Source organism: Mesorhizobium tamadayense (assembly GCF_003863365.1).
In the GTDB taxonomy this organism is placed as follows: domain Bacteria; phylum Pseudomonadota; class Alphaproteobacteria; order Rhizobiales; family Rhizobiaceae; genus Mesorhizobium; species Mesorhizobium tamadayense.
In genome coordinates this window covers 137,141-158,504 of sequence record NZ_RQXT01000009.1, presented here as the reverse complement: position 1 = coordinate 158,504, position 21,364 = coordinate 137,141, and the positions used below count along the sequence as shown (strand labels likewise).

At 64.1% G+C, this 21,364-nt stretch carries 19 protein-coding genes; 7 read left to right on the top strand and 12 right to left on the bottom strand.

All coding sequences use genetic code 11. The annotated features are described in order from the left end of the window. The first annotated feature begins 142 nt into the window (after positions 1 to 142). The 3 genes from uvrA to EH240_RS10355 are packed head-to-tail and all read left to right on the top strand — an operon-like array spanning position 143 to position 4,397. A complete protein-coding gene (gene uvrA / locus EH240_RS10365) occupies positions 143 to 3,064 on the top strand; it encodes an excinuclease ABC subunit UvrA (protein ID WP_124997791.1) in 2,922 nt (973 codons plus the stop codon). A gap of 34 nt (positions 3,065 to 3,098) precedes the next feature. Next, positions 3,099 to 3,563, top strand: a complete 465-nt coding sequence (locus EH240_RS10360; RefSeq protein WP_124997789.1) for a GNAT family N-acetyltransferase — start codon at positions 3,099 to 3,101, stop codon at positions 3,561 to 3,563. A gap of 27 nt (positions 3,564 to 3,590) precedes the next feature. Continuing rightward, positions 3,591 to 4,397 carry a DUF72 domain-containing protein gene (locus EH240_RS10355; RefSeq protein ID WP_124997787.1) on the top strand — a complete coding sequence of 269 codons (807 nt, stop codon included), beginning with the start codon at positions 3,591 to 3,593 and terminating at the stop codon, positions 4,395 to 4,397. A gap of 223 nt (positions 4,398 to 4,620) precedes the next feature. On the opposite strand, the gene EH240_RS10345 is transcribed toward EH240_RS10355, so the two are convergent. The 6 genes from EH240_RS10345 to urtA form a co-directional block, all read right to left on the bottom strand. Continuing rightward, a complete protein-coding gene (locus EH240_RS10345; protein WP_124997785.1) occupies positions 4,621 to 4,797 on the bottom strand; it encodes a hypothetical protein in 177 nt (58 codons plus the stop codon). Positions 4,798 to 5,287: 490 nt separating this feature from the next. Beyond that, positions 5,288 to 5,983, bottom strand: coding sequence for an urea ABC transporter ATP-binding subunit UrtE (urtE, locus tag EH240_RS10340; protein WP_124997783.1), 696 nt, complete (start codon positions 5,981 to 5,983; stop codon positions 5,288 to 5,290). A gap of 70 nt (positions 5,984 to 6,053) precedes the next feature. Beyond that, positions 6,054 to 6,800 (bottom strand): urea ABC transporter ATP-binding protein UrtD, encoded by a 747-nt coding sequence (urtD, locus tag EH240_RS10335; protein WP_124997781.1) that lies wholly within the window; start codon positions 6,798 to 6,800, stop codon positions 6,054 to 6,056. Between the two features lie 6 nt (positions 6,801 to 6,806). Next, positions 6,807 to 8,024, bottom strand: coding sequence for an urea ABC transporter permease subunit UrtC (gene urtC / locus EH240_RS10330; RefSeq protein ID WP_124997779.1), 1,218 nt, complete (start codon positions 8,022 to 8,024; stop codon positions 6,807 to 6,809). Continuing rightward, positions 8,021 to 9,637 (bottom strand): urea ABC transporter permease subunit UrtB, encoded by a 1,617-nt coding sequence (gene urtB, locus EH240_RS10325; RefSeq protein ID WP_124997777.1) that lies wholly within the window; start codon positions 9,635 to 9,637, stop codon positions 8,021 to 8,023. Before urtB ends, urtC begins: the two co-directional genes overlap by 4 nt. 120 nt (positions 9,638 to 9,757) lie before the next feature. Next, positions 9,758 to 11,038: an urea ABC transporter substrate-binding protein gene (gene urtA, locus EH240_RS10320; RefSeq protein WP_245435918.1), complete on the bottom strand. Its 1,281-nt coding sequence runs from the start codon at positions 11,036 to 11,038 to the stop codon at positions 9,758 to 9,760. Positions 11,039 to 11,374: 336 nt separating this feature from the next. Between urtA and EH240_RS10315 the strand changes: the two genes are divergently transcribed. Beyond that, positions 11,375 to 11,764: a hypothetical protein gene (locus tag EH240_RS10315; RefSeq protein WP_124997773.1), complete on the top strand. Its 390-nt coding sequence runs from the start codon at positions 11,375 to 11,377 to the stop codon at positions 11,762 to 11,764. Positions 11,765 to 11,827: 63 nt separating this feature from the next. Here EH240_RS10315 and EH240_RS10310 read toward each other — a convergent pair whose 3' ends face one another. The 3 genes from EH240_RS10310 to EH240_RS10300 all read right to left on the bottom strand — a co-directional run bounded on the left by EH240_RS10310 (position 11,828) and on the right by EH240_RS10300 (position 14,484). After that, positions 11,828 to 13,399, bottom strand: coding sequence for a GMC family oxidoreductase (locus tag EH240_RS10310; protein WP_124997771.1), 1,572 nt, complete (start codon positions 13,397 to 13,399; stop codon positions 11,828 to 11,830). 65 nt (positions 13,400 to 13,464) lie between these two features. Next, entirely contained in the window at positions 13,465 to 14,010 is a 546-nt protein-coding gene (locus EH240_RS10305; RefSeq protein ID WP_124997769.1) for a gluconate 2-dehydrogenase subunit 3 family protein, read from the bottom strand. 78 nt (positions 14,011 to 14,088) lie between these two features. After that, the gene (locus tag EH240_RS10300; RefSeq protein WP_124997767.1) at positions 14,089 to 14,484 is read right to left on the bottom strand and encodes a VOC family protein; all 396 of its coding nucleotides are present in this window, start codon (positions 14,482 to 14,484) and stop codon (positions 14,089 to 14,091) included. A gap of 250 nt (positions 14,485 to 14,734) precedes the next feature. On the opposite strand from EH240_RS10300, the gene EH240_RS10295 reads away from it, so the two are divergent. Then, positions 14,735 to 15,040, top strand: coding sequence for a ribbon-helix-helix domain-containing protein (locus EH240_RS10295; RefSeq protein WP_124997765.1), 306 nt, complete (start codon positions 14,735 to 14,737; stop codon positions 15,038 to 15,040). On the opposite strand, the gene EH240_RS10290 is transcribed toward EH240_RS10295, so the two are convergent. Next, positions 15,037 to 15,744, bottom strand: a complete 708-nt coding sequence (locus tag EH240_RS10290) for a purine-nucleoside phosphorylase (RefSeq protein WP_124997763.1) — start codon at positions 15,742 to 15,744, stop codon at positions 15,037 to 15,039. The genes EH240_RS10295 and EH240_RS10290 overlap by 4 nt on opposite strands. Positions 15,745 to 15,821: 77 nt before the next feature. Beyond that, on the bottom strand, positions 15,822 to 18,404 hold the full coding sequence (cckA, locus tag EH240_RS10285; protein ID WP_124997761.1) for a cell cycle histidine kinase CckA: 2,583 nt from the start codon (positions 18,402 to 18,404) through the stop codon (positions 15,822 to 15,824). Between the two features lie 210 nt (positions 18,405 to 18,614). On the opposite strand from cckA, the gene EH240_RS10280 reads away from it, so the two are divergent. Beyond that, positions 18,615 to 19,340 (top strand): flagellar biosynthetic protein FliO, encoded by a 726-nt coding sequence (locus tag EH240_RS10280; protein ID WP_124997759.1) that lies wholly within the window; start codon positions 18,615 to 18,617, stop codon positions 19,338 to 19,340. Between the two features lie 30 nt (positions 19,341 to 19,370). On the opposite strand, the gene EH240_RS10275 is transcribed toward EH240_RS10280, so the two are convergent. After that, positions 19,371 to 20,381: a sigma-70 family RNA polymerase sigma factor gene (locus EH240_RS10275; protein WP_124997757.1), complete on the bottom strand. Its 1,011-nt coding sequence runs from the start codon at positions 20,379 to 20,381 to the stop codon at positions 19,371 to 19,373. A gap of 164 nt (positions 20,382 to 20,545) precedes the next feature. On the opposite strand from EH240_RS10275, the gene EH240_RS10270 reads away from it, so the two are divergent. Beyond that, entirely contained in the window at positions 20,546 to 21,337 is a 792-nt protein-coding gene (locus EH240_RS10270; protein WP_124997755.1) for an SDR family NAD(P)-dependent oxidoreductase, read from the top strand. Positions 21,338 to 21,364 lie beyond the last annotated feature (27 nt).

The following is a 21,364-nucleotide window of genomic DNA, read 5'->3' as shown; positions in this document are numbered from 1 at the left end:
GCCCGCTCGCGCGAAAGACGATTAAAGGCTTCTGTCGAGATTTGTGGCGTCTCTCGACGTGGCGGCGAAACTACCTACATAGGGGATGGCCGGGAAAACCCCGCCGATCCCATGAATTCCAGACCTGAGGCGGCGACCGGCGATGGCCGACCATAAATACCTTTCCATTCGCGGGGCGCGCGAGCACAATCTCAAGAATGTCGATCTCGACCTGCCGCGCGACAGCCTGATCGTCATGACCGGCCTGTCGGGCTCCGGCAAGTCGTCGCTTGCCTTCGACACCATCTATGCCGAGGGCCAGCGCCGCTATGTCGAGAGTCTGTCGGCCTATGCCCGCCAGTTCCTGGAGATGATGCAGAAGCCGGACGTCGACCAGATCGACGGCCTGTCGCCCGCCATCTCGATCGAGCAGAAGACCACCTCGCGCAATCCGCGCTCGACGGTCGGCACCGTCACCGAGATCTACGACTATATGCGCTTGCTGTTCGCGCGCGTCGGCATCCCCTATTCGCCGGCGACCGGCCTGCCGATCGAGAGCCAGACGGTCAGCCAGATGGTCGACCGCGTGCTGGCGCTGGACGAAGGCACCCGCCTCTATCTGCTGGCGCCGATCGTGCGCGGCCGCAAGGGCGAGTACCGCAAAGAGCTTTTGGAGCTGCAAAAGAAGGGCTTCCAGCGCGTCAAGGTCGACGGCGTCTTCTACGAGATCGCCGACGTGCCGGCATTGGACAAGAAGTACAAGCACGACATCGACGTCGTCGTCGACCGCATCGTCGTGCGCGGCGATCTGGCGACGCGGCTGGCGGACTCGATGGAAACCGCGCTGAAGCTCGCCGAGGGGCTGGCGGTGGCCGAGTTCGCCGACAGGCCGCTCGACGCCAGCCAGACCGGCGAGGACTCGGTCAACAAGTCGAAGAACGAGACGCATGAGCGCATCATGTTCTCGGAAAAATTCGCCTGCCCGGTCTCCGGTTTCACCATTCTGGAGATCGAGCCCAGGCTGTTCTCCTTCAACAACCCGTTCGGCGCCTGCCCGACCTGCGATGGCCTCGGCAGCCAGCGCGCCATCGACGCCAATCTCGTGGTGCCCGACGAGAACGTCTCGCTGCGCGACGGCGCCATCAGCCCGTGGGCGAAGTCGACCTCGCCCTATTACGCGCAGACGTTGGAAGCCCTCGGCAAGGCCTATGGCTTCAAGCTCGGCGACAAGTTCAAGGATCTGAGCGCCGAGGCGCAGCAGGCCGTGCTGCACGGCACGGGCGAGCGCGAGATCACCTTCCAGTATGACGACGGCTTGCGCTCCTACAAGACGACCAAGACCTTCGAGGGCGTCATTCCCAACCTCGACCGGCGCTGGAAGGAAACAGAATCGGCCTGGATGCGCGAGGAGATCGAGCGCTTCATGTCGGCGACGCCCTGCCCTGCCTGCAACGGCTACCGGCTGAAGCCGGAAGCGCTGGCGGTCAAGATCGCCGGAAAGCATATCGGCGAGGTCACGGAGATGTCGATCCGCAAGGCCGACCAGTGGTTCACCGACCTGCCGGCGCAGCTGAACGACAAGCAGAACGAGATTGCGGTCAGGGTGCTGAAGGAAATCCGCGAACGCCTGCGCTTCCTGAACGATGTCGGCCTCGATTACCTGACGCTGTCGCGCAATTCCGGCACGCTGTCGGGCGGCGAGAGCCAGCGCATCCGATTGGCCTCGCAGATCGGCTCCGGCCTCACCGGTGTGCTCTACGTTCTGGACGAGCCGTCGATCGGCCTGCACCAGCGCGACAATGCGCGGCTGCTCGATACGCTGAAACACCTGCGCGACATCGGCAACACGGTGATCGTCGTTGAGCATGACGAGGACGCCATCCTGCATGCCGACTATGTCGTCGACATTGGCCCGGCCGCCGGCATCCATGGCGGCGAGATCATCGCGCAGGGCACGCCGCAGCAGATCATGGCGACACCCGCCTCGATCACCGGCAAATATCTTTCGGGCGAGTTGGAGGTAGCTACGCCGGAAGTGCGCCGCGAGGCAAAGAAGAGCCGCCGGATCAAGGTCGTCGGCGCGCGCGGCAACAATCTGAAGAACGTCACGGCGGAGATCCCGCTCGGCACCTTCACCTGCGTCACCGGCGTGTCCGGCGGCGGCAAGTCGACCTTCCTGATCGAGACGCTGTTCAAGGCCGCCTCGCGCCGCATTATGGGCTCGCGCGAGCATCCGGCCGAGCATGATCGCATCGAGGGGCTGGAGTTCCTCGACAAGGTCATCGACATCGACCAGTCGCCGATCGGGCGCACGCCGCGCTCCAACCCGGCAACCTATACCGGCGCCTTCACGCCGATCCGCGACTGGTTCGCCGGGCTGCCGGAAGCGAAGGCGCGCGGCTATCAGCCGGGACGCTTCTCCTTCAACGTCAAGGGCGGCCGCTGCGAGGCCTGCCAGGGCGACGGCGTCATCAAGATCGAGATGCACTTCCTGCCCGACGTCTACGTCACCTGCGACGTCTGCCACGGCAAGCGCTACAACCGCGAGACGCTGGATGTGCTGTTCAAGGGCAAGTCGATCGCCGACGTGCTCGACATGACGGTCGAGGAAGGCGTCGACTTCTTCACCGCCGTGCCCGGCGTGCGCGACAAGCTGGAGACGCTGAAGCAGGTCGGCCTGGGTTATATCCATATTGGCCAGCAGGCGACGACGCTGTCGGGCGGCGAGGCGCAGCGTATCAAGCTCGCCAAGGAGCTGTCGCGCAAGGCGACCGGCAAGACGCTCTACATCCTCGACGAGCCGACGACCGGCCTGCATTTCCACGATGTCGCCAAACTGCTCGAAGTGCTGCATGAGCTGGTCGATCAGGGCAACACGGTGGTGGTGATCGAGCACAATCTCGAAGTCATCAAGACCGCCGATTGGGTGCTCGACCTCGGCCCCGAAGGCGGCGACGGCGGCGGCGAGCTGGTTGCGTCGGGCACGCCGGAAGCGATCGTGCGCGAGAAGCGCAGCTACACCGGCCAGTTCCTGAAGGAGCTTCTGGAGCGGCGCCCCGGAGGCAAGCGCGAAGCGGCGGAATGAGCGCGCAAATCGTTAGTGCCCGGAGAGCGTTTGAATGACCCTTAGAAGAGCGCTTTCCGGAGATCTCCCGGCAGTAGTTTCGCTGACGACGGCCGCCTACGCGCCCTACACCGCCCTGTTCGGCGCGCCGCCGATCCCGGTCACGGAAGATTACGCGCCGCGCAACGAGGGCGGCGAGATCTGGCTCCTGGAAGAGGATACCGAGCTGACCGGGCTGATCGTCCTCGAGCGGCTTCCCGACCACGCCATGATCTTCAGCGTCGCCGTCGCGCCGGCCTTCCAGGGCAGGAAGCTCGGCATCAAGCTGCTCAACTTCGCCGACGAACAGGCACGACTGTGGGGCTTGCAGGAGGTTCGGCTCTACACCAATTCGCGGATGGAGCGGAACATCGCGCTCTATACGGCCTATGGCTATCGCGAGACCGGTCGCCGGCCCAATCCGTACCGGCCGCGATGGACCGTGGTCGACATGGTCAAACCCCTCGACAAAGCCGCCTGATCGCAATTCGAAACTAGGAGGATAATAATGGCCAGCCAAGGAAAAATCCGCTCGGGCATGGGCGGCTGGACCTTCGAGCCGTGGGACACTTCCTTCTATCCGGACAAGCTGTCGAAGGCGAAGCAACTCCACTATGCAAGCCGTCAGGTGCCGACCATCGAGGTCAACGGCACCTACTATTCCAACTTCAAGGAACCGACCTTCGTCAAATGGGCTGGCGAAGCGCCTGACGGTTTCGTCTATTCGCTGAAAGGCAACCGCTTCGTCACCAACCGACGCGTGCTCGGCGAAGCCGGCGAGTCGATAATGCGCTTCCTCGGCTCGGGTATCGCCGCGCTCGGCGACAAGCTGGGGCCGATCCTGTGGCAGTTCGCGCCGACAAAGAAATTCGATGCGGACGATTTCGAGGCCTTCCTGAAGCTGCTGCCCGAGAAGCAGGACGGCGTGCCGCTGCGCCATGCGCTCGAAGTCCGGCACGACAGCTTCATCGTGCCGGAATTCCCGGCATTGGCGCGAAAATACAATGCCGCGATCGTCTATGCCGACCATGCCAAATATCCGGCGATCGCCGACGTCACCGGCGATTTCGTCTATGCGCGGCTGCAGACCGGCAGCGACGACAATCCCGACTGCTACACGCCGAAAGGCCTCGACGAGTGGGCGGCGCGGGCAAAGACCTGGGCCGAAGGCAAACAGCCGGCCGACCTGCCGCGCGCCGATACTGGGACCGACGCGCCGGTCAAGCCGCGCGATGTGTTCGTCTACTTTATCACCGAGGGCAAGGTGCGCGCGCCCTTCGGCGCCATGGCTTTGATGAAGCGGGTGACATCCTGACGCACGGGGAATCCGCGCACCTTCTTGGCTATCGTAGCGTAATCGATACTTCCTTGCTGCACTAATGCACCAACGCCGGCTTCGCCTTCGGCAGCAGTGAAGGCATGAGCTTCGACAAAGGTGCTCAGCGCCGCCGACAGGGCGATTTATGCAGCCAAGCGCGGCGGCCGCAGCCGCGTGCTTGACGTCCGCCGCTGCGCTTGAAGCTGGAAAGTCCAAGCCGTCAGTGGTGACCGATCACTTCGTAATAGGCGTCGAGGTCGACATAAAAAACCTTGGTTATTTCGCCGAGCAGATCGTCCTCGTCATAGCCTTGCGACATCAGGATGTTGATCGCCGTCATGATGTCGACGCGTTCGGTGAGGCGCCGCTTCTGATAGTCCTCGACAAAACGTTCCATCGCCTTCCCCTGGCAAGCTCTTTGTTGGACGCATTGACCGACAATCACTGCGGGAAAGCTAGGCAGGCATGCTTGCGTGGAACTTGCGGCGGGGCCCGCCCCCTTCCCCTCATTCGCGACTGGCACGGATAAGCGGCCGACTCACCAAGGCCAGGAAAAGACTAGCATGTGGTATTAATGGCGCCAGAGGGCTCAACAACTTCGTCATCCTTGGGCGTAGCGACGAGAAGCGGAGCGAAGACCCAAGGATCCATGCCGTTGCTTCGGAGCGTCACTAACGGTGCAGAATCTAGAATGGTTGAGGCGCGGGAGAACGGATTGTATTCTGCACCGCCGCACTGTTCGGCAGACGTAATGGCATGGATCCTTGGGTCTGCGCCGCGTCGCTGCGCTCCTTGCTTCGCCCAAGGATGACGACGCGAAAGGCGGCTCAGCTAATCTTCAAGGCTTACAATCCGCTATCCAGCAGGACCACCACCCTCATTTTAGATTACACCGTCAGGAATTTCCTTACATCCGCGCGATCGAGATCCTCGGCCGAGCCGGTGTGCACGATCTGGCCGCGGTCCATGATGTTGACCTCGTCGGCAAGCTCGCGGCAGAAGTCGAGATATTGCTCGACCAGCAGCACCGCGATCCCCGCCTGGTCGCGCAGATAGCGGATGGCGCGGCCGATGTCCTTGATGATCGATGGCTGGATGCCTTCGGTCGGCTCATCGAGCACAAGCAGCTTCGGCCGCATGACCAGCGCCCTGCCGATGGCAAGCTGCTGCTGCTGACCGCCGGAGAGATCGCCGCCGCGCCGCGACAGCATCTGCTTCAGCACCGGAAACAGCTCAAAGACATGCGCCGGAATGTTACGGTCGACGCGCTTCAGCGGCGCGAAGCCCGACTCCAGGTTTTCGCGCACCGTGAGCAGGGGAAAGATTTCCCTGCCCTGCGGCACGAATGCGATGCCCGACCGGGCGCGGTCATACGCCGCGCTCCGGTCGAGCGCCTTCCCCTCGAAGGCAACGCTTCCGCTCGTCAGCCGGTGATGGCCGACGATCGATCTCATCAAACTGGTCTTGCCGACGCCGTTGCGGCCGAGCACGCAAGTGATCCTGCCGGCGCCGGCCTTCAGCGAAACGCCGCGCAGCGCCTGCGCGGCGCCGTAATGGAGCGTGGCATTGGAGACTTCGAGCATGGTCAGCGCCTTCTCCAGCGCTTCAGAAAAGCGAAATCGAAACGGTGGAACGGAACCCGCCAGACCATGCTCATCGCCCCAGATAGACTTCGACGACACGTTCGTCGGCCGAAACGAAATCGAGCGTGCCTTCGGACAGCACCGAGCCCTCGTGCAGGCAGGTGACCTTGACGCCAAGCTCGCGCACGAAATGCATGTCGTGCTCGACGACGATCACCGAATGATCGCGGGCAATGTCCTTGAGCAGCCGCGCCGTCTCCTCGGTCTCGGCGTCGGTCATGCCGGCGACCGGCTCGTCGACGAGGAGCAGCTTCGGATCCTGCGCTAAGAGCATGCCGATCTCCAGCCACTGTTTCTGGCCGTGGCTGAGATTGGCGGCGAGCTCGTCGCGCTTGTCGCCGAGACGGATGATGCCGAGAATGTCGTCGATGCGCCGGGCCTCGGCCGCCGAGCGGCGATGGAAGAGCGCCGGGAAGATCGAGCGCGGCCCCTTCAGCGCCAGCATCAGGTTGTCCTCGACGCTGTGGTTCTCGAAGACGGTCGGCTTCTGGAACTTGCGACCGATGCCCATCATGGCGATCTCGGCCTCGTCATGCCGGGTGAGGTCGACCTGGCCGTCGAAGAAGACCTCGCCCTCGTCCGGCCGCGTCTTGCCGGTGACGATGTCCATCATCGTCGTCTTGCCGGCGCCGTTGGGCCCGATGATCGCGCGCATCTCGCCCTTGTCGAGCACCAGCGACAAATTGTTGATGGCGCGGAAACCGTCGAAGGAAGCCGAGACGCCGTCGAGATAGAGGATGGTGTTCGACTTGCTCATGATCGCTCACTCCGCCGGCTGCGGCTCGGCGCCGGAAGCCGACCATGCGCCTGGCGTCCGTGCGGCCGAGCGCACGATCTTCGGCGCCTCCGGATCGGCGCCGGCTTCCGCGGCGAGCGAGGCCGCGCGCGTCGCCCTGGCGTTGCCGCGCCATGAATCCCACATGCCGACGATGCCCTTGGGCAGCAGCAGGGTGACGGCGACGAACAGCCCGCCCAGCGCGAACAGCCAGAATTCCGGCAGCACGCCGGTGAACCAGGATTTGCCGGCATTGACGAGCAACGCGCCGATGATCGGGCCGACGATGGTGCCGCGCCCGCCGACCGCGGTCCAGATCACCACCTCGATCGAACTGGACGGCTCGAACTCGCCGGGGTTGATGATGCCGACCTGCGGCACGTAGAGAGCGCCGGCAATGCCGGCCATGATCGCAGAGACGGTGAAGGCGAACAATTTGACGTTCTCCGCCCTCCAGCCGAGGAAGCGGGTACGGCTCTCGGCGTCCCGCACCGCCATCAAGAGCTTGCCGTATTTGGAACCGACGATGGCCGCGGTGAGAAGAACCGCGAGCGCCAGCGTGACGGCGCTTGCCGCAAACAATGCCGAGCGCGTCGCATCGGCCTGCACGTTGAAGCCGAGAATGTCCTTGAAGTCGGTCAGGCCGTTGTTGCCGCCAAAACCCATGTCGTTGCGGAAGAAGGCGAGCAGCAGTGCATAAGTCATCGCCTGGGTGATGATCGAGAGATAGACGCCAGTGACGCGGCTGCGGAAGGCGAACCAGCCGAAGACGAAGGCGAGCAGGCCGGGCACGGCGAGCACCATCGTTGCAGCGAACCAGAAGTGGTCGAAGCCGTGCCAGAACCAGGGCAGTTCCTTGTAGTTCAGGAACACCATGAAGTCCGGCAGGATCGGGTTGCCATAGACGCCGCGCGAGCCGATCTGGCGCATCAGATACATGCCCATCGCATAGCCGCCGAGCGCGAAGAAGGCGCCGTGGCCGAGCGAGAGGATGCCGCAATAGCCCCAGACAAGATCGAGCGCGAGCGCCAGCAGCGCGTAGCAAAGATATTTGCCGACCAGCGCCACGATATAGGGCGGCACGTAGAGCGCGCTCGACGGCGCGATGGCAAGATTGAGCAGCGGCACGACGACGGCGGCTGCGAGCAGGATGAAGACGGCGACGGCGATGCGGCGGTCGGCGCTGAAGAAGCGCTGCGTGATCATGCTTCCACCGCCCTGCCCTTCAGCGCGAACAGACCGCGCGGGCGCTTCTGGATGAACAGGATGATCAGCACCAGCACGACGATCTTGCCGAGCACGGCGCCGGCATAGGGCTCGAGGAACTTGTTGACGATGCCCAGCGAGAAGGCGCCGACCAGCGTGCCCCAAAGATTGCCGACGCCGCCGAAGACGACGACCATGAAGCTGTCGATGATGTAGCCGCGGCCAAGATTGGGCGAGACGTTGTCGATCTGGCTGAGTGCCACGCCGGCAATACCGGCGATGCCGGATCCCAGAGCGAAGGTCAGCGCGTCGACCCATGGCGTGCGGATGCCCATCGAGGCGGCCATGCGGCGGTTGGCGGTGACGGCGCGCATCTGCAGCCCCCAGGGCGTGCGCTTCATAACGTAGAGCAGCACACCGAACACCAGCAGCGCGAACACCAGGATCCACAGTCGGTTCCAGGTCACGGCCAGTTGGCCGATATCGAACGAGCCCGACATCCAGGACGGATTTCCGACCTCCTGGTTGGTCGGCCCGAAGATGGTGCGCACCGCCTGCTGCAGGATCAGCGAGACGCCCCAGGTGGCAAGCAACGTCTCCAGCGGCCGGCCGTAGAGGAAGCGGATGAGGCCGCGCTCGATGGCGAGGCCGACCAGCGCGGCAACGAGGAAGGCGAGCGGCAGCGCGATGACCAGCGACCAGTCGAACAGGCCGGGGAACGACGTGCGGATCACCTGCTGGACGACGAAGGTGGTGTAGGCGCCGAGCATCACCATCTCGCCATGCGCCATGTTGATGACACCCATGACGCCGAAGGTGATGGCCAGCCCGATCGCGGCAAGCAGCAGCACCGATCCGAGCGAGATGCCGTACCAGATGTTCTGGCCGGCATCCCACAGCGCCAGCGTCGAATTGATGGTGCCGATAGCGGCCGTTGCCGCGTCCTTGACCGGGCCTTGGGAACTGGCTTCAACCGAGGTCAGCAACGAAAGCGCGTCGCGGTCGCCGCGCGCGGCGATCAGGGAGATTGCCGCGAGCTTGTCGGCCTCGGGCTTGTCCGAGACCAGAACCGACGCCGCCCGGGCCTGTTCGAACAGAGCCTTCACGCCCGGCTCCGTCTCGGCGGCGATCGCGGCATCGAGCGGCTCGATGTTCGCCGCATCGGGCGTCTTGAACATGGTCGCCGCGGCGGCGAGGCGCACGCCGGCGTCCTTGGCGCGCAGCGTCAGCGTGCCCAGCGCATCGCGGATCGTGCGGCGCAGGCCGTTGTTGACCTTGATCTTGGTGAGATCGGTCTTTGCGGCGTCGGCAGCCTTCTCGCCGCTCAACGGATCGAGCAGCTCGATGCCGTCTCCGGCCTCCTTGCCGACGAAGACCTGGGAATCGGATTTGCGGATATAGAGATTGCCGTCGGCGAGAGCCGAGAGCGGGCGTTCGACGGCCGGATCGCCGCTCGCGGCCAGCTCGCGCACGACGGCTTCCGTGCCTGAGAAATTCGTGGCGGTCGCGAACTTGGCGATGGTCGCGCGAAGGTCGGCCTCGGCCGCGCTGGACGGCAGCAGACTTGCAATCACTAGCAGCAGCGTCAGGCCAATCGCGCGGATCAAGATCATCGGTTAGCGATCATTCTCGAAAGGTTCGGATTGTGTCCGGGCGGGCTGGAGGAAGAGCCCGCCCGGAGCGACTTGCGGTCTCGGGTCGCGGAAATCCGCGACCCGGAAGACCCGGGAGGATCAGTTGGTGCCCTTGCCGCCGCACTTGCCGGTGGCGACGTTGAAGTTGCCGCAGGACAAAGGCGCGCGCCAATCGGAGATCAGGTCCTTGGAATCCGGCAGGTAGTCGGACCATTCGTCGCCCATCACGAGGCCCGGCGTCTGCGACACGGTCTCGAACTGACCGTCGGCCTGGATCTCGCCGATCAGCACCGGCTTGGTGATGTGGTGGTTGGGCATCATCGTCGAATAGCCGCCGGTGAGGTTGGGCACCGACACGCCGACCATAGCGTCGATCACCTTGTCCGGATCGGTGGTGCCGGCCTTCTCGACCGCCTTCACCCACATGTTGAAGCCGATGTAATGGGCTTCCATCGGGTCGTTGGTGGTGCGCTTGTCGCTCTTGATGAACTTGTGCCAGTCGTCGATGAACTTCTTGTTCTCGGGCGTGTCGACGCTCTCGAAGTAGTTCCAGGCGGCGAGATGACCGACAAGCGGCCCGGTGTCGAGGCCGGCCAGCTCTTCCTCGCCGACCGAGAAGGCCATGACCGGAATGTCCTCGGCCTTGACGCCCTGGTTGCCGAGCTCCTTGTAGAACGGCACGTTGGCGTCGCCGTTGACGGTCGACACGACCGCCGTCTTCTTGCCGGCCGAGCCGAACTTCTTGATCGCCGAGACCTCGGTCTGCCAGTCGGAGAAGCCGAACGGTGTGTAGTTGACCATGATGTCCTCGGCCGGCACGCCCTTCGCCTTCAGGTAGGCTTCAAGGATCTTGTTGGTGGTGCGCGGATAGACATAGTCGGTGCCTTCGAGCACCCAGCGCTTCACCGAGCCGCCATCGGCGCTCATCAGATAGTCGACGGCCGGAATGGCCTGCTGGTTCGGCGCCGCACCGGTGTAGAAGACGTTGCGCTCGCTCTCCTCGCCCTCATACTGGACGGGATAGAACAGGATGTTGTCGAGCTCGCTGAACACCGGCAGCACCGACTTGCGCGACACCGAAGTCCAGCAGCCGAACACCGCCGCCACCTTGTCCTTCGAAATCAGCTCGCGTGCCTTTTCGGCGAACAGCGGCCAGTTGGACGCCGGATCGACGACCACCGCCTCGAGCTTCTTGCCGAGCAGACCGCCCTTGGCGTTCTGCTCCTCGATCAGCATCAGCATCACATCTTTCAGCGTCGTCTCCGAAATCGCCATTGTCCCCGACAGCGAATGGAGGATGCCGACCTTGATCGTGTCGTCGGCCGCCTTGGCGGGCGCCGACATCGCCAGACCGGCAGCGACCACGCCGGCCGAAAACATTTTTGTTATTGTCGAGAAATTACCCCTCATGTTCCACGCTCCCAAGCTGGTTGTTTTGCATTGCAATATAGCGGTGCAAGCGACGTGCCAAACGCGGCGGCGTGGCTGGGTGGAGAGCGATAGATCAGTGTTTACAATTGGTTATCATATAGCCGTCGAACATATCGAGGCTTTTCGGTGCGGACGGATTGAGAAAACTTTACGCACATCTGCCTAGATTTTGCCCAAATTATGAAAATGCCCAAACTTTCATCTCAGCCACGCATTCCGCAGTCCACTGACGGTTGCGAGATGATGGCAAAATGGGGCAAGGTCGCCGCGCAAACGAGCGACGTCATGGCCTTACGAATCATCCTGGGTTTCCTGCTTCTCATGTCCGCCGCGGGCGGTGCTCGCGCCGACTTCACCGACGGCAAGCTGCCCGACGGAACCTATCACTGCGAGGTCTACCTGCTCGGCATGTTCCTTAGCCTCGGCGACATCACCATCAAGGGCAACCTCTACAGCGGCCCGGTGACCTTCGGCAGCGCGCCGCTGGCCTACAACTATCAGATGAATCCCAATGGCGAGATCAGCTGGCTGGGTCCCCTCGGCGGCTACACCAGCGGCGGCAACTCGATCTCGATGACGCAGGCGACGCTCCACGACCCGGGCGGCCCCTCCTTCGACATCATCATGAAGCAGCCCGACGGAGCCTTCACCGCTTCGACCTGCACGAAGAGATAGCCGGCAAAAAAGGGCGCGGAACCCGGCAGGGTCCCGCGCCAGCAGGCAGTCGGGAGGTCGTGCTTAAATGCTCTTCGCCGACATTTGCGCGGCGATGTAGTCGGCTTGGCGGATCGCCAGCGACACGATCGTTAGTGTCGGATTTTCGGCGCCGCCGGTGGTGAACTGGCTGCCGTCCGACACGAACAGGTTCTTGATGTCGTGCGTCTGGCCGTGCTTGTTGACGACGCCGTCGGCCGGCTTCTCGCTCATCCGGTTGGTGCCGAGATTGTGGGTCGAGGGATAGGGCGGCGTCGGGAAAGTCCGGGTCGCCCCCACCGCCGCGTACAAGGCCTGGCCTCGGCTGTAGGCGTGGTCGCGCATGGCTGTGTCGTTGGCGTGATCGTCGAAATGGACGTCGGCGATCGGCATGCCGTGCTCGTCCTTTTCGTCGGCATGCAGCGTGATGCGGTTCTCCTCGCGCGGCATGTCCTCGCCGACGATCCACAGCCCCGCCATATGGTCGTAATGGTCGAGCGCCGTGGTGAAGGAACGGCCCCAGCCGCCGGGATTGAGGAAGGCGGCCATGAACGGCAGGCCGAGCGACAGCGTCTCCATCTCGTAGCCACCGACGAAGCCGCGGGACGGATCGTGGCGTGCCTCGTCGCGGATGATGCCGGCCATGGTGGTGCCGCGATACATATGCACCGGCTTGTCGAAGATGGCGTAGACCGAGCCGGTCGTGTGGCGCATGTAGTTCTTGCCTACCTGCCCCGACGAGTTGGCGAGGCCGTGCGGGAACTTGCTTGATTCGGAATTGAGCAGCAGGCGCGGGCTCTCGATCGAGTTGCCGGCGACCGCGACGATGCGCGCTTTCTGTTCCTGCAGCTTGCCGTCCTTGTCGGCATAGACGACGCCCGTCACCTTGCCTGAGGCGTCATGGTTGATCTTGATGGCCATGGAATTCGGCCGGACCTCGAGGTGGCCGGTGGCTTCGCCCTTCGGGATCTCGGTATAAAGCGTCGACCATTTGGCGCCCCATTTGCAGCCCTGGAAGCAGAAGCCGGTCTGCTGGCAGGAGTTGCGGTCGTCGCGCTCGACCGAATTGATGGCCATGTTGCCGGTGTGGCATTCCTTGTAGCCCAGCTTGTCGGCGCCGGCCTTGAGCACCTTGAAATTGTTGTTGCCCGGCAGGCGCGGCCAGTCGTTGGTGCCGGTCACGCCCATCTTGGCTTCGGCCTTGGCGTAATAGGACTCCATCTCGGCGAGCGTGACCGGCCAGTCGAGAAGGTTTGCGCCCTTCACCTTACCGTAGGACGAAAGCGCCTTGAACTCATGCTCCTGGAAGCGCAGCGACGCGCCCGCCCAGTGCGTGGTCGAGCCGCCGACGGACTTGACGATCCAGGCCGGCAGGTTCGGGAAATCCTTCGCCACGCGCCAGTCGCCGGAGGTGGTGCGCTTGTCCTTCCACGCGAGCTGGGCGAAGGAATCCCACTCGTCGTTGACAAAATCCTCGTATTCGTGGCGGGCGCCCGCCTCGAGGATGACGACGTCGATGCCTTTCTGCGCCAGTTCGTTGCCGAGCGTGCCGCCGCCGGCGCCCGAGCCGATGATGACGACCACACCGTCGTTCTTGAGATCAAATTGTGCTGCCATGGTTTCCTCCCATGAAATCGGTCAAAAGCCGTTCAATCGGTCAAAGCGGCTTGGGACAGAGCGCCTCAGAGCCACTCGATGTCGTTGAAGCCGCGCGCGATGTAGCCGCCCTTCGAGTAGGACTCGCCCTCGTAACCGAAGATCGGCCACACCTCCTTCTGGTTGTAGAGGCTGACGACGAGGCCGCCGCGAACCGCCTGAAAGAAGGGCGTCTTCTCGACCTCCTTCAGCAGTGCGACCCGCTGTTCTTCCCAGCCGAGCCCGCGATAGCCGCCGCTGCCGGCCTTCTTGTCGAGATCGGCGATGCCCTTTTCGATCAGCTCCTTATGGGCCGGATCCTTGGCGGCCGTCTCGTCGTGGCCCTTGACAGCGATGGCGTAGTATTTGTCCGGGACCTGGTCGTGCGGGTAGATGTCGCGCGCCACCTGGATCAGCGTCGCCATCGTCTCGGGCTTCAGCGCCGCGGTTTCCAGCCCCCAGGCATGTTCGGGGCTGATGACGGCGCCGCCCGAAATGATGAGCAACGCACCGGCGCCGCCGCGCTTGAGAAGCTCGCGCCGTGACAGGCCAGGCTTCCTCTCATGGGGCTGCCTTTCATAGATCGTGACCATAGTTTCCTCCCTGCTTGCTGTTCGCACTCTGGAGAGTGCCGTTGCTGGCGCCGCGCCTGTCCGCGCGGCGGGTATCCCCTATTGGAAGCGCCCTCCCCGCTGCAGGACCTCGATCTTGTAGCCGTCAGGGTCCTCGATGAAGAAGAAGCGGGCGATCTGCGCGCCGTCGCGGTTGAACTCCACGATCTTCTTCGGGTTGAGGCCGAGCGCGCCGAGCCGGCCGTGCTCGCTGTCGAGATCGGCGACGGAGACCGCGAGATGGCCGTAGCCATCACCAAGCGCATAGGGCTCGGCGCGCCCCTTGTTCACGGTCAATTCGACCTCGAACGGCGTGTCGGCATTGCTGAGATAAATGAGCGTGAAAGTCTCGAAATCGAGCCGCTGCGCGATATCGAGGCCAAAGGCCTTATTGTAGAAATCGACGGACCGGGTCTCGTCGAGAACCCGGATCATGGTGTGGATCGCCTTCGCCAAATCGGACTCCGCAGCTTTGGTACTCTGGAAGGCGATTATGCGCGCCGGCGAAAAAAGGTGGTGGCAGCCGATTACCACGCATGCGGCTGGAAAACGGATAGTGTCGCGCCGGTTTTAAGGACGCCGGTTTTAAAGACGAAAGTCCGATTGCCGACACGGGTTGTCAGGCCGAAGATGAAAGTGCAGGCAGTGTTCAAAAGGCGCCAACCGCTCAATCGGCGCCCAAGACCAACAAAAACGGGAGGTAACGATGTGCAGAGTCTTTGCCGGACAGGATCCGGAAGGCTACCGGCAGATCAACAGGTCGATCCGCATAGACGGGCATTCCACAAGCATCCAGCTCGAGGCGACGTTCTGGACGCTGCTCGACGAGATCGCCGAGAGCCAGGGGCTGACGACGCCCAAATTCATCTCGACGCTCTACGACGAGGCGATCGAGATCAACGGCCAGATTCCCAACTTCGCCTCGATGCTGCGCACGACCTGCGCGCTTTACCTGCGCGGTCACCGGCCAGCGGCGCAACAGCAGGCAGCACTCAAGCGCGAAGCCGCTTAGGCGTTCGCCGCGACTTCCAGCGCCAAGCGTGTCATGTCGGTGAACAGGGCCTGGCGTTCGGAATAGTCGGTCTGCTCGTCCGTGGCGACGTGATCGACCACAGTCAGCAGCGACAGCGCGCGCGCGCCGAACCGCGCCGAGATGCGGTAGAGCGCGCTGGTTTCCATGTCGACCGCCAGCGCGCCGAGCGCCTTGGGCTCGTCGAAACGGGCGCGGCCATCGGGATGATGGAAGACGTCGCTGCAGACCGTCAGTCCGGCGCTGCAGGCGATGCCGAGATCGGCGGCCCGCTGCAGCGCCAGCGCATGAAGCGCATCGTCGGGCCCCGCCGGCTGGTAAAGTCCGAACACCTGCCCGCTGATTGCGCCCTCGGCGCGTACGGCGCTGGAGATGACCACGCCGCGCAGCGGAACGTCCTCCGACAGCGCGCCGCATGTTCCTGTTCGGATCAGCGTCTTGACGCCATGATAATCCAGCAGCTCGTGGGCATAGATCAGGAAGGATGAGACGCCGATGCCGGTTGCCTGGATGCTCACCGACTTGCCACGGAACTGGCCAGTGAAGCCAAGGGCGCCCCGGCGGCGATTGACGCAGCGCGGCGTCTCCAGGAAAGTTTCCGCCATCCATTGAGCGCGCTCGGGGTCGCCCGGCAACAGCACGGTTTCGGCATAATCCCCCCGGCCCGCCTCAATGTGCGGCGTCACGCGCTATCACCCCCATGACAGGACCCGTCCGATCTCCATCATGGCAGGGTCGCGCCAATGTGCAAGCGGCAGCTATTTTAGGATTCCAGCACATCCTTGACGATCGTCGCCAGTTGCTTGAGCGAAAACGGCTTGGGCAGGAAGCCGAAATGCGCGTCGGCCGGCAGGTTTTTGGCGAAGGCGTCCTCGGCATAGCCGGACACGAAGACGAACTTGATGTCCGGCTGCCGTTTGCGCAACTCGCCGAGCAGCGTCGGGCCGTCCATTTCCGGCATCACAACATCGGACACGACGATGTCGACCTTGCCGCCGAGCGCCTCGAAGATCTCCAGCGCCTCGACTCCGGAGGACGCCTCGTGGACCGTGTAGCCGCGCGAGGTCAGCGCCCTAACACCACCCATGCGCACGGCGTCCTCGTCCTCGACCAGAAGCACGGTCGCCGAACCGGAGAGGTCCTTGGCGGTGTCGGCCGACTTTGCCGGTGCCGCGGCGACCGCCGCGGTGTCCGCCGGCTCGCTCGCCTTCTTCATCTCCGCGATGTGGCGCGGCAGGAAGATGCGGAACACCGTCCCCTTGCCGACCTCGGAATCGCAGTAGATGAAGCCGCCGGTCTGCTTGATGATGCCGTAGACCATCGAGAGGCCGAGGCCCGTGCCCTTGCCGATCTCCTTGGTGGTGAAGAAGGGCTCGAAGATCTTCTTCAGCACGTCCGGCGCGATGCCGCTGCCGGTATCCTCGACCTCGACGAGAACATACTCGGCCGGGGTAAGCTCGCGATAGGCGAAGGATTTGCACTCTTCGGCCATGACGTTGCGGGTGCGCACGGTAAGGTCGCCGCCGGCGGGCATCGCATCGCGCGCGTTGACGGCGAGATTGACCACCACCTGCTCGAACTGGCCGATATCGACCTTGACCGGCCACAGATCCCGGCCATGGTCGATCTTCAGCTTGATGTCGTTGCCGACCAGGCGGGCAAGCAGCATCCGCAGATCGGCCAGGACGTCGGTCAGGTTGAGCACTTCCGGCCGCAAGGTCTGCTTGCGCGAGAAGGCGAGCAGCTGCCGGACCAGCGAGGCGGCGCGGTTGGCGTTCTGCTTGATATTCATGATGTCGGGGAAGGAGGGATCCGACGGCCGGTGGTTGGTGAGCAGAAGGTCGGACGCCATGATTATGGCGGTGAGAACGTTGTTGAAGTCGTGCGCGATGCCGCCGGCAAGCTGGCCGACCGCCTGCATCTTCTGGCTCTGCGCCATCTGGCCTTCGAGCGCCTTCTGCTCGGTGGTTTCGACAGCGTAGACGATAGCAGATTCTTCCGCTCCCTCGCCGCCGGCGCCGTCGGCGACGGCGTTGACGTAGAAGCGGATATGGCGCTCGTCATTGCCGGGTAGCAGCGAGTCGATCGGCTCGATATTGGCCTGGCTCTGCCGCGCCTTCTCGAAGGCGGCGGCGAAGGCCGGCCGGTCACGCTCGTGCACCACGGTCTCGAAGCGCACGCGCCGGTCGACCGCGTCGCGGTCGACGACGGACGAAAACAGCGACAGGAACGGCGCGTTGGTGCGCAGGATGCGCCCGCTCGCATCGACGCCGGCAATCGCCATCGGCGTCGAGTTGAAGAAGCGGGTGAAGCGGACCTCCGAGGCGCGCAGGTCGGCGGAGGCGTCCTCGCCCTGGGTGCGGTTGAGCACGATGGTGCGGGTCGGCCCGTTCAACCCTTCGCGGCTCGCCGAGACGCGGTGCATGAAGCGGACCGGCAGCGCCTGGCCGCTCATCGTCGTGAGATCGAGGTCGATGACGGCATTGCGCGTGCTGCCGGGATCCGCCTTGACCGAGCGGACGAGCGCCATGCCGTCGCCGGCGACGATCTCCGGCAGCGTCACCGCGCCCGGAGTGAAACTGGCAAGGTCGATGCCCAGCCATTCGGCAAGCGTTGCGTTGATATAGGTGACGCGGCCTTCCTGGTCGGCCGAGAAGAAGCCGGCCGGCGCGTGGTCGAGATGGTCTATCGCCTTTTGCAGGTCGAGGAAGAAACGCTCCTGCTCCGCCCGCTCCTGCGAGATGTCGGCGATCTGCCAGGCAAGCATCGGCAGCCGCTGGCCCGGGACGTTGAAGGCACGCGCGCGGGCGCGGTACCAGCGCGCGCCGGGCTCGGCGCCGGGCTTGATCGACTGCGCCAGCCGGAACTCGCCGTCGCCAGCCTGGCCGTCACGCAGGCCGGACGCCAGCCGGTAGATGGTCATCGAAGCCTCGGGGACATCCGAAAGCAGCCCCTCGACCGTCTTGAGGTCCGCAGCCGAGCCAGCACCCGTCATGTCGGCATAAGCCCGGTTGGCGTAGACGACGCGACCCTTGGTGTCGGTGACCAGGAGGCCTTGCGACATCGAATCGACGAAGGCTTTCGACAGCTCGTCGCCGGTCGAGCGCGGTGCGATCTGCACGAAGCCGATCGCCGTCGCGAACAGAAACCCGACGCCGATCATGGCGAGCACGCCAAGCATGCCGAGCAGGAACGGATCGCCAAGGCGCTCGCGGAACAACCCGAAGACGACCGCAGCGCCGGTCAAGACGACGATGAAGACGATGAGCCTGGCGACGGCACCCGGACGCGTGTTTTGGTCGACGATCGGTACCGGATAGAAATCGCCGCGCGCTTCCTTGGCCATGTGCCCCCTGCTCGTGATTCCGATGCCCCGACACCCGCGAACGGCCGGTTGAATCACATTCTCCTGTAGCGGAAAAGGCCCTGGCGGCAAATGTCCGATAAAATCAACGATTCATGTTTCAAACTGTTCACGATGCGTGATGCGAACTTGCGGTCGCTAGTCCCCACGGTCTAGTGTCGCCTCACTTCAAGAAGGCGATTGGGTGCACCGATGCTGCAGTGGCTGGATAGCGTGGCGGGTCCGGGTTATGTCGCTGCAATCCTATGGACGTTTGCGGCCCTTATCCTGCTTGTCGTCGTCCTCCTCGTCATCAAGGTGGTCCGTAACCTGACTTTCGGCACCTTCGTCGCCGGCGGCAGGAACCGCAAGACGCGGCTCGCCGTCATGGACGCCACCGCTGTCGACAGCCACCGCCGGCTGGTGCTGGTGCGGCGCGACGATATCGAGCACCTGATCCTGATCGGCGGCCCGACGGATGTCGTGGTCGAACGCGACATAAGGCTGGCAGCACCCCGCCGCCCTGCGCTGACCGGCGACAGCGGCCAGCAGCAGGCCGCCGCGCCGCGCCCGCGCGCGCCGCAGCCCGCGCCAGCACCGGCGAGGCAATCTCCAGCGTCGGCGCCTGCTCCAGCCACCGAGCCGGCTGCGCGTCCGCGCACGGTGAGCTCGGTGAGCTCCGCGCCCAAGCCGATGGCCCCAAGCCAGCCGACTGCGAAAGTCATGCCGCTCCCTGCCTATGGAACGCCGAATGGTAGTGTCCGGCATGCCCCGCCGCCGCCCTCCAACGACTCGATCGACGATACGCTGATGCACGAACTCGAGGCATCGCTGGAGGAGGCGCACCCCAAACCGGCGAGCAGCAAGCCGGCGGCGAAGCCTTCGCTCGATGACGAGATGACCAAGCTTCTCGGCGAGCTTGCCAGCCACAAACGCTGACCCGCTACTACACGACCGGCAGCCGGCGGTTTATCGGCCCGGAAGCGTCCGTGGCAGGTCGAACCATGACAAAACGCTGTTTTCGAACCTGGTCATGGCGCAGATCCGATCCCCGGACAGGGTCAGCACGATGAGGCCGATCCCATGGCTGATGCCGTCGGATCCGCGCAGATAGGCGCCGAAGGCCGGCTGGCCATTGGCCCTGGTCGCCACGAGGTCGAACCTGCGCTCCGCACCGAAAATGCCGGCGCAGAAACGAGCCACGAGATCCCGCCCCTGATATTCGAGCGGCATCGGCGGCATCGAAATGAACACATCGTCGGTCAGCAGCGTCACCAGCGTATCGAGATCCGCGGCTTCATAGGCTCCGACGAACTTCGCCACGATCGCCCTCTCGCGCGCTGAATGGGCGGCAGGCGGCGGCTTGCGGCCCGCGGATGGCGGCGGCCGCCGCTGCAGGGCGGCGCGCGCTCGCTTGAGAGCGCTGTTGGCCGATTCCACAGTGGAATCCAGCATTTCGGCAACTTCCTTCGCACCGAAACCGAGAACATCGCGCAGGATAAGCACGGCGAGTTGGCGCGGCGGCAGCACTTGCATGGCGGTGACGAAGGCGAGCGAAATGGATTCCGTCCGCTCGTAGAGCGCATCCGGGCCGAGCGCCGCGTTGAAAGCACCGTCGAGCAGGCTGTCGGGAAACGGCTCCAGCCAGACGACCTCGCCGAGCCCGGTCGGCTCGGGCGGCTCGACGCCGGGAATATCCCACGCCTTGGCGGGCCGCCGGCTGGCGGTGCGTCGGGCGTTGAGGCAGCGGTTGGTAGCAATCCGGTAGAGCCATGTGCGCAGGGAGGCGCGCCCTTCGAAACCGTGAAAACCCTGCCAGGCCGAGAGCAGCGTGTCCTGAAGGGCGTCCTCGGCATCCTGGAAGGACCCGAGCATGCGGTAGCAATGCAGCTGGAGCTCGCGCCGGTGCGGGGCAATCAGTTCCCGGAACGCTTCGCCATCGCCTGCCCGGGCCTTCTCGATCAGACCGGCCATACTCATCATCGCTCTCCCGCGTCTCGTAATCGCTTCACCCGTTAGACACCGGCCATCGCGTGAAATGGGCGGCGCCCAGTTTTGCAATGCGGCGGTGTCTCTATCCGCGGACGGCTCCAACGCACCGATGCGTTCGAGCGGCCAGGAAGCAAAATCGAAAGGAACAGGACATGTTGCTAAAGGACAAGGTCGCGGTGATCTATGGCGCAGGCGGCGCAATCGGCGGTGCCGTCGCACGCGCATTTGCAAGCGAGGGCGCCAAGGTTTTTCTGGCCGGACACAACCAAGCGCCCATCGAGGCCGCCGTGAAAGACATCGTCTGGGCGGGCGGTGCCGCCGAAGCGGCGGCAGTCGATGCGCTCGACGAACAGGCCGTGGAGACACACCTCCAATCCGTGGTCGAGAAGGCAGGTCGGATCGACATCTCGTTCAACGCCGTCGGTGTGGCGCATGCGGCTATATTGGGCGTGCCGCTGGTCAAAATCGAAGTCGGCCAATTTTCGTTGCCGATAGTGGCCTACACGACGTCCTACTTCCTGACCGCGCGCGCAGCCGCCAGGCACATGATCCCCAACAAGGCCGGGGTGATTATGACCGTTACCGCCCTGCCCGCGCGGATCGGGACGCCACTGAACGGCGGATACGGACCAGCGCAGGCCGCCAAGGAAGCGCTTACCCGGGACCTGTCCTACGAGCTTGCGCCGCAAGGCATTCGCGTCGTCAGCCTGCGGCCGCACGGCATTCCTGGGACCAGCACGATGCGGAACCTCTTCGAGCTCAAGGCAGAGGCCTCGGGCATGAACTGGGACCAGTTCCAGGCCTATCTCGCCGGCACCACGCACTCCAGGCGCGTCATGGCGCTCGACGAGGTGGCCAACATGGCCGCCTTCATGGCCTCGGACCGGGCAAGCGGGATGACGGGAACCACCGTCAACCTGACCATGGGCGCCCTCAGCGAGTAGACAGCGGACGGCTGCAGGCGGCGCCTA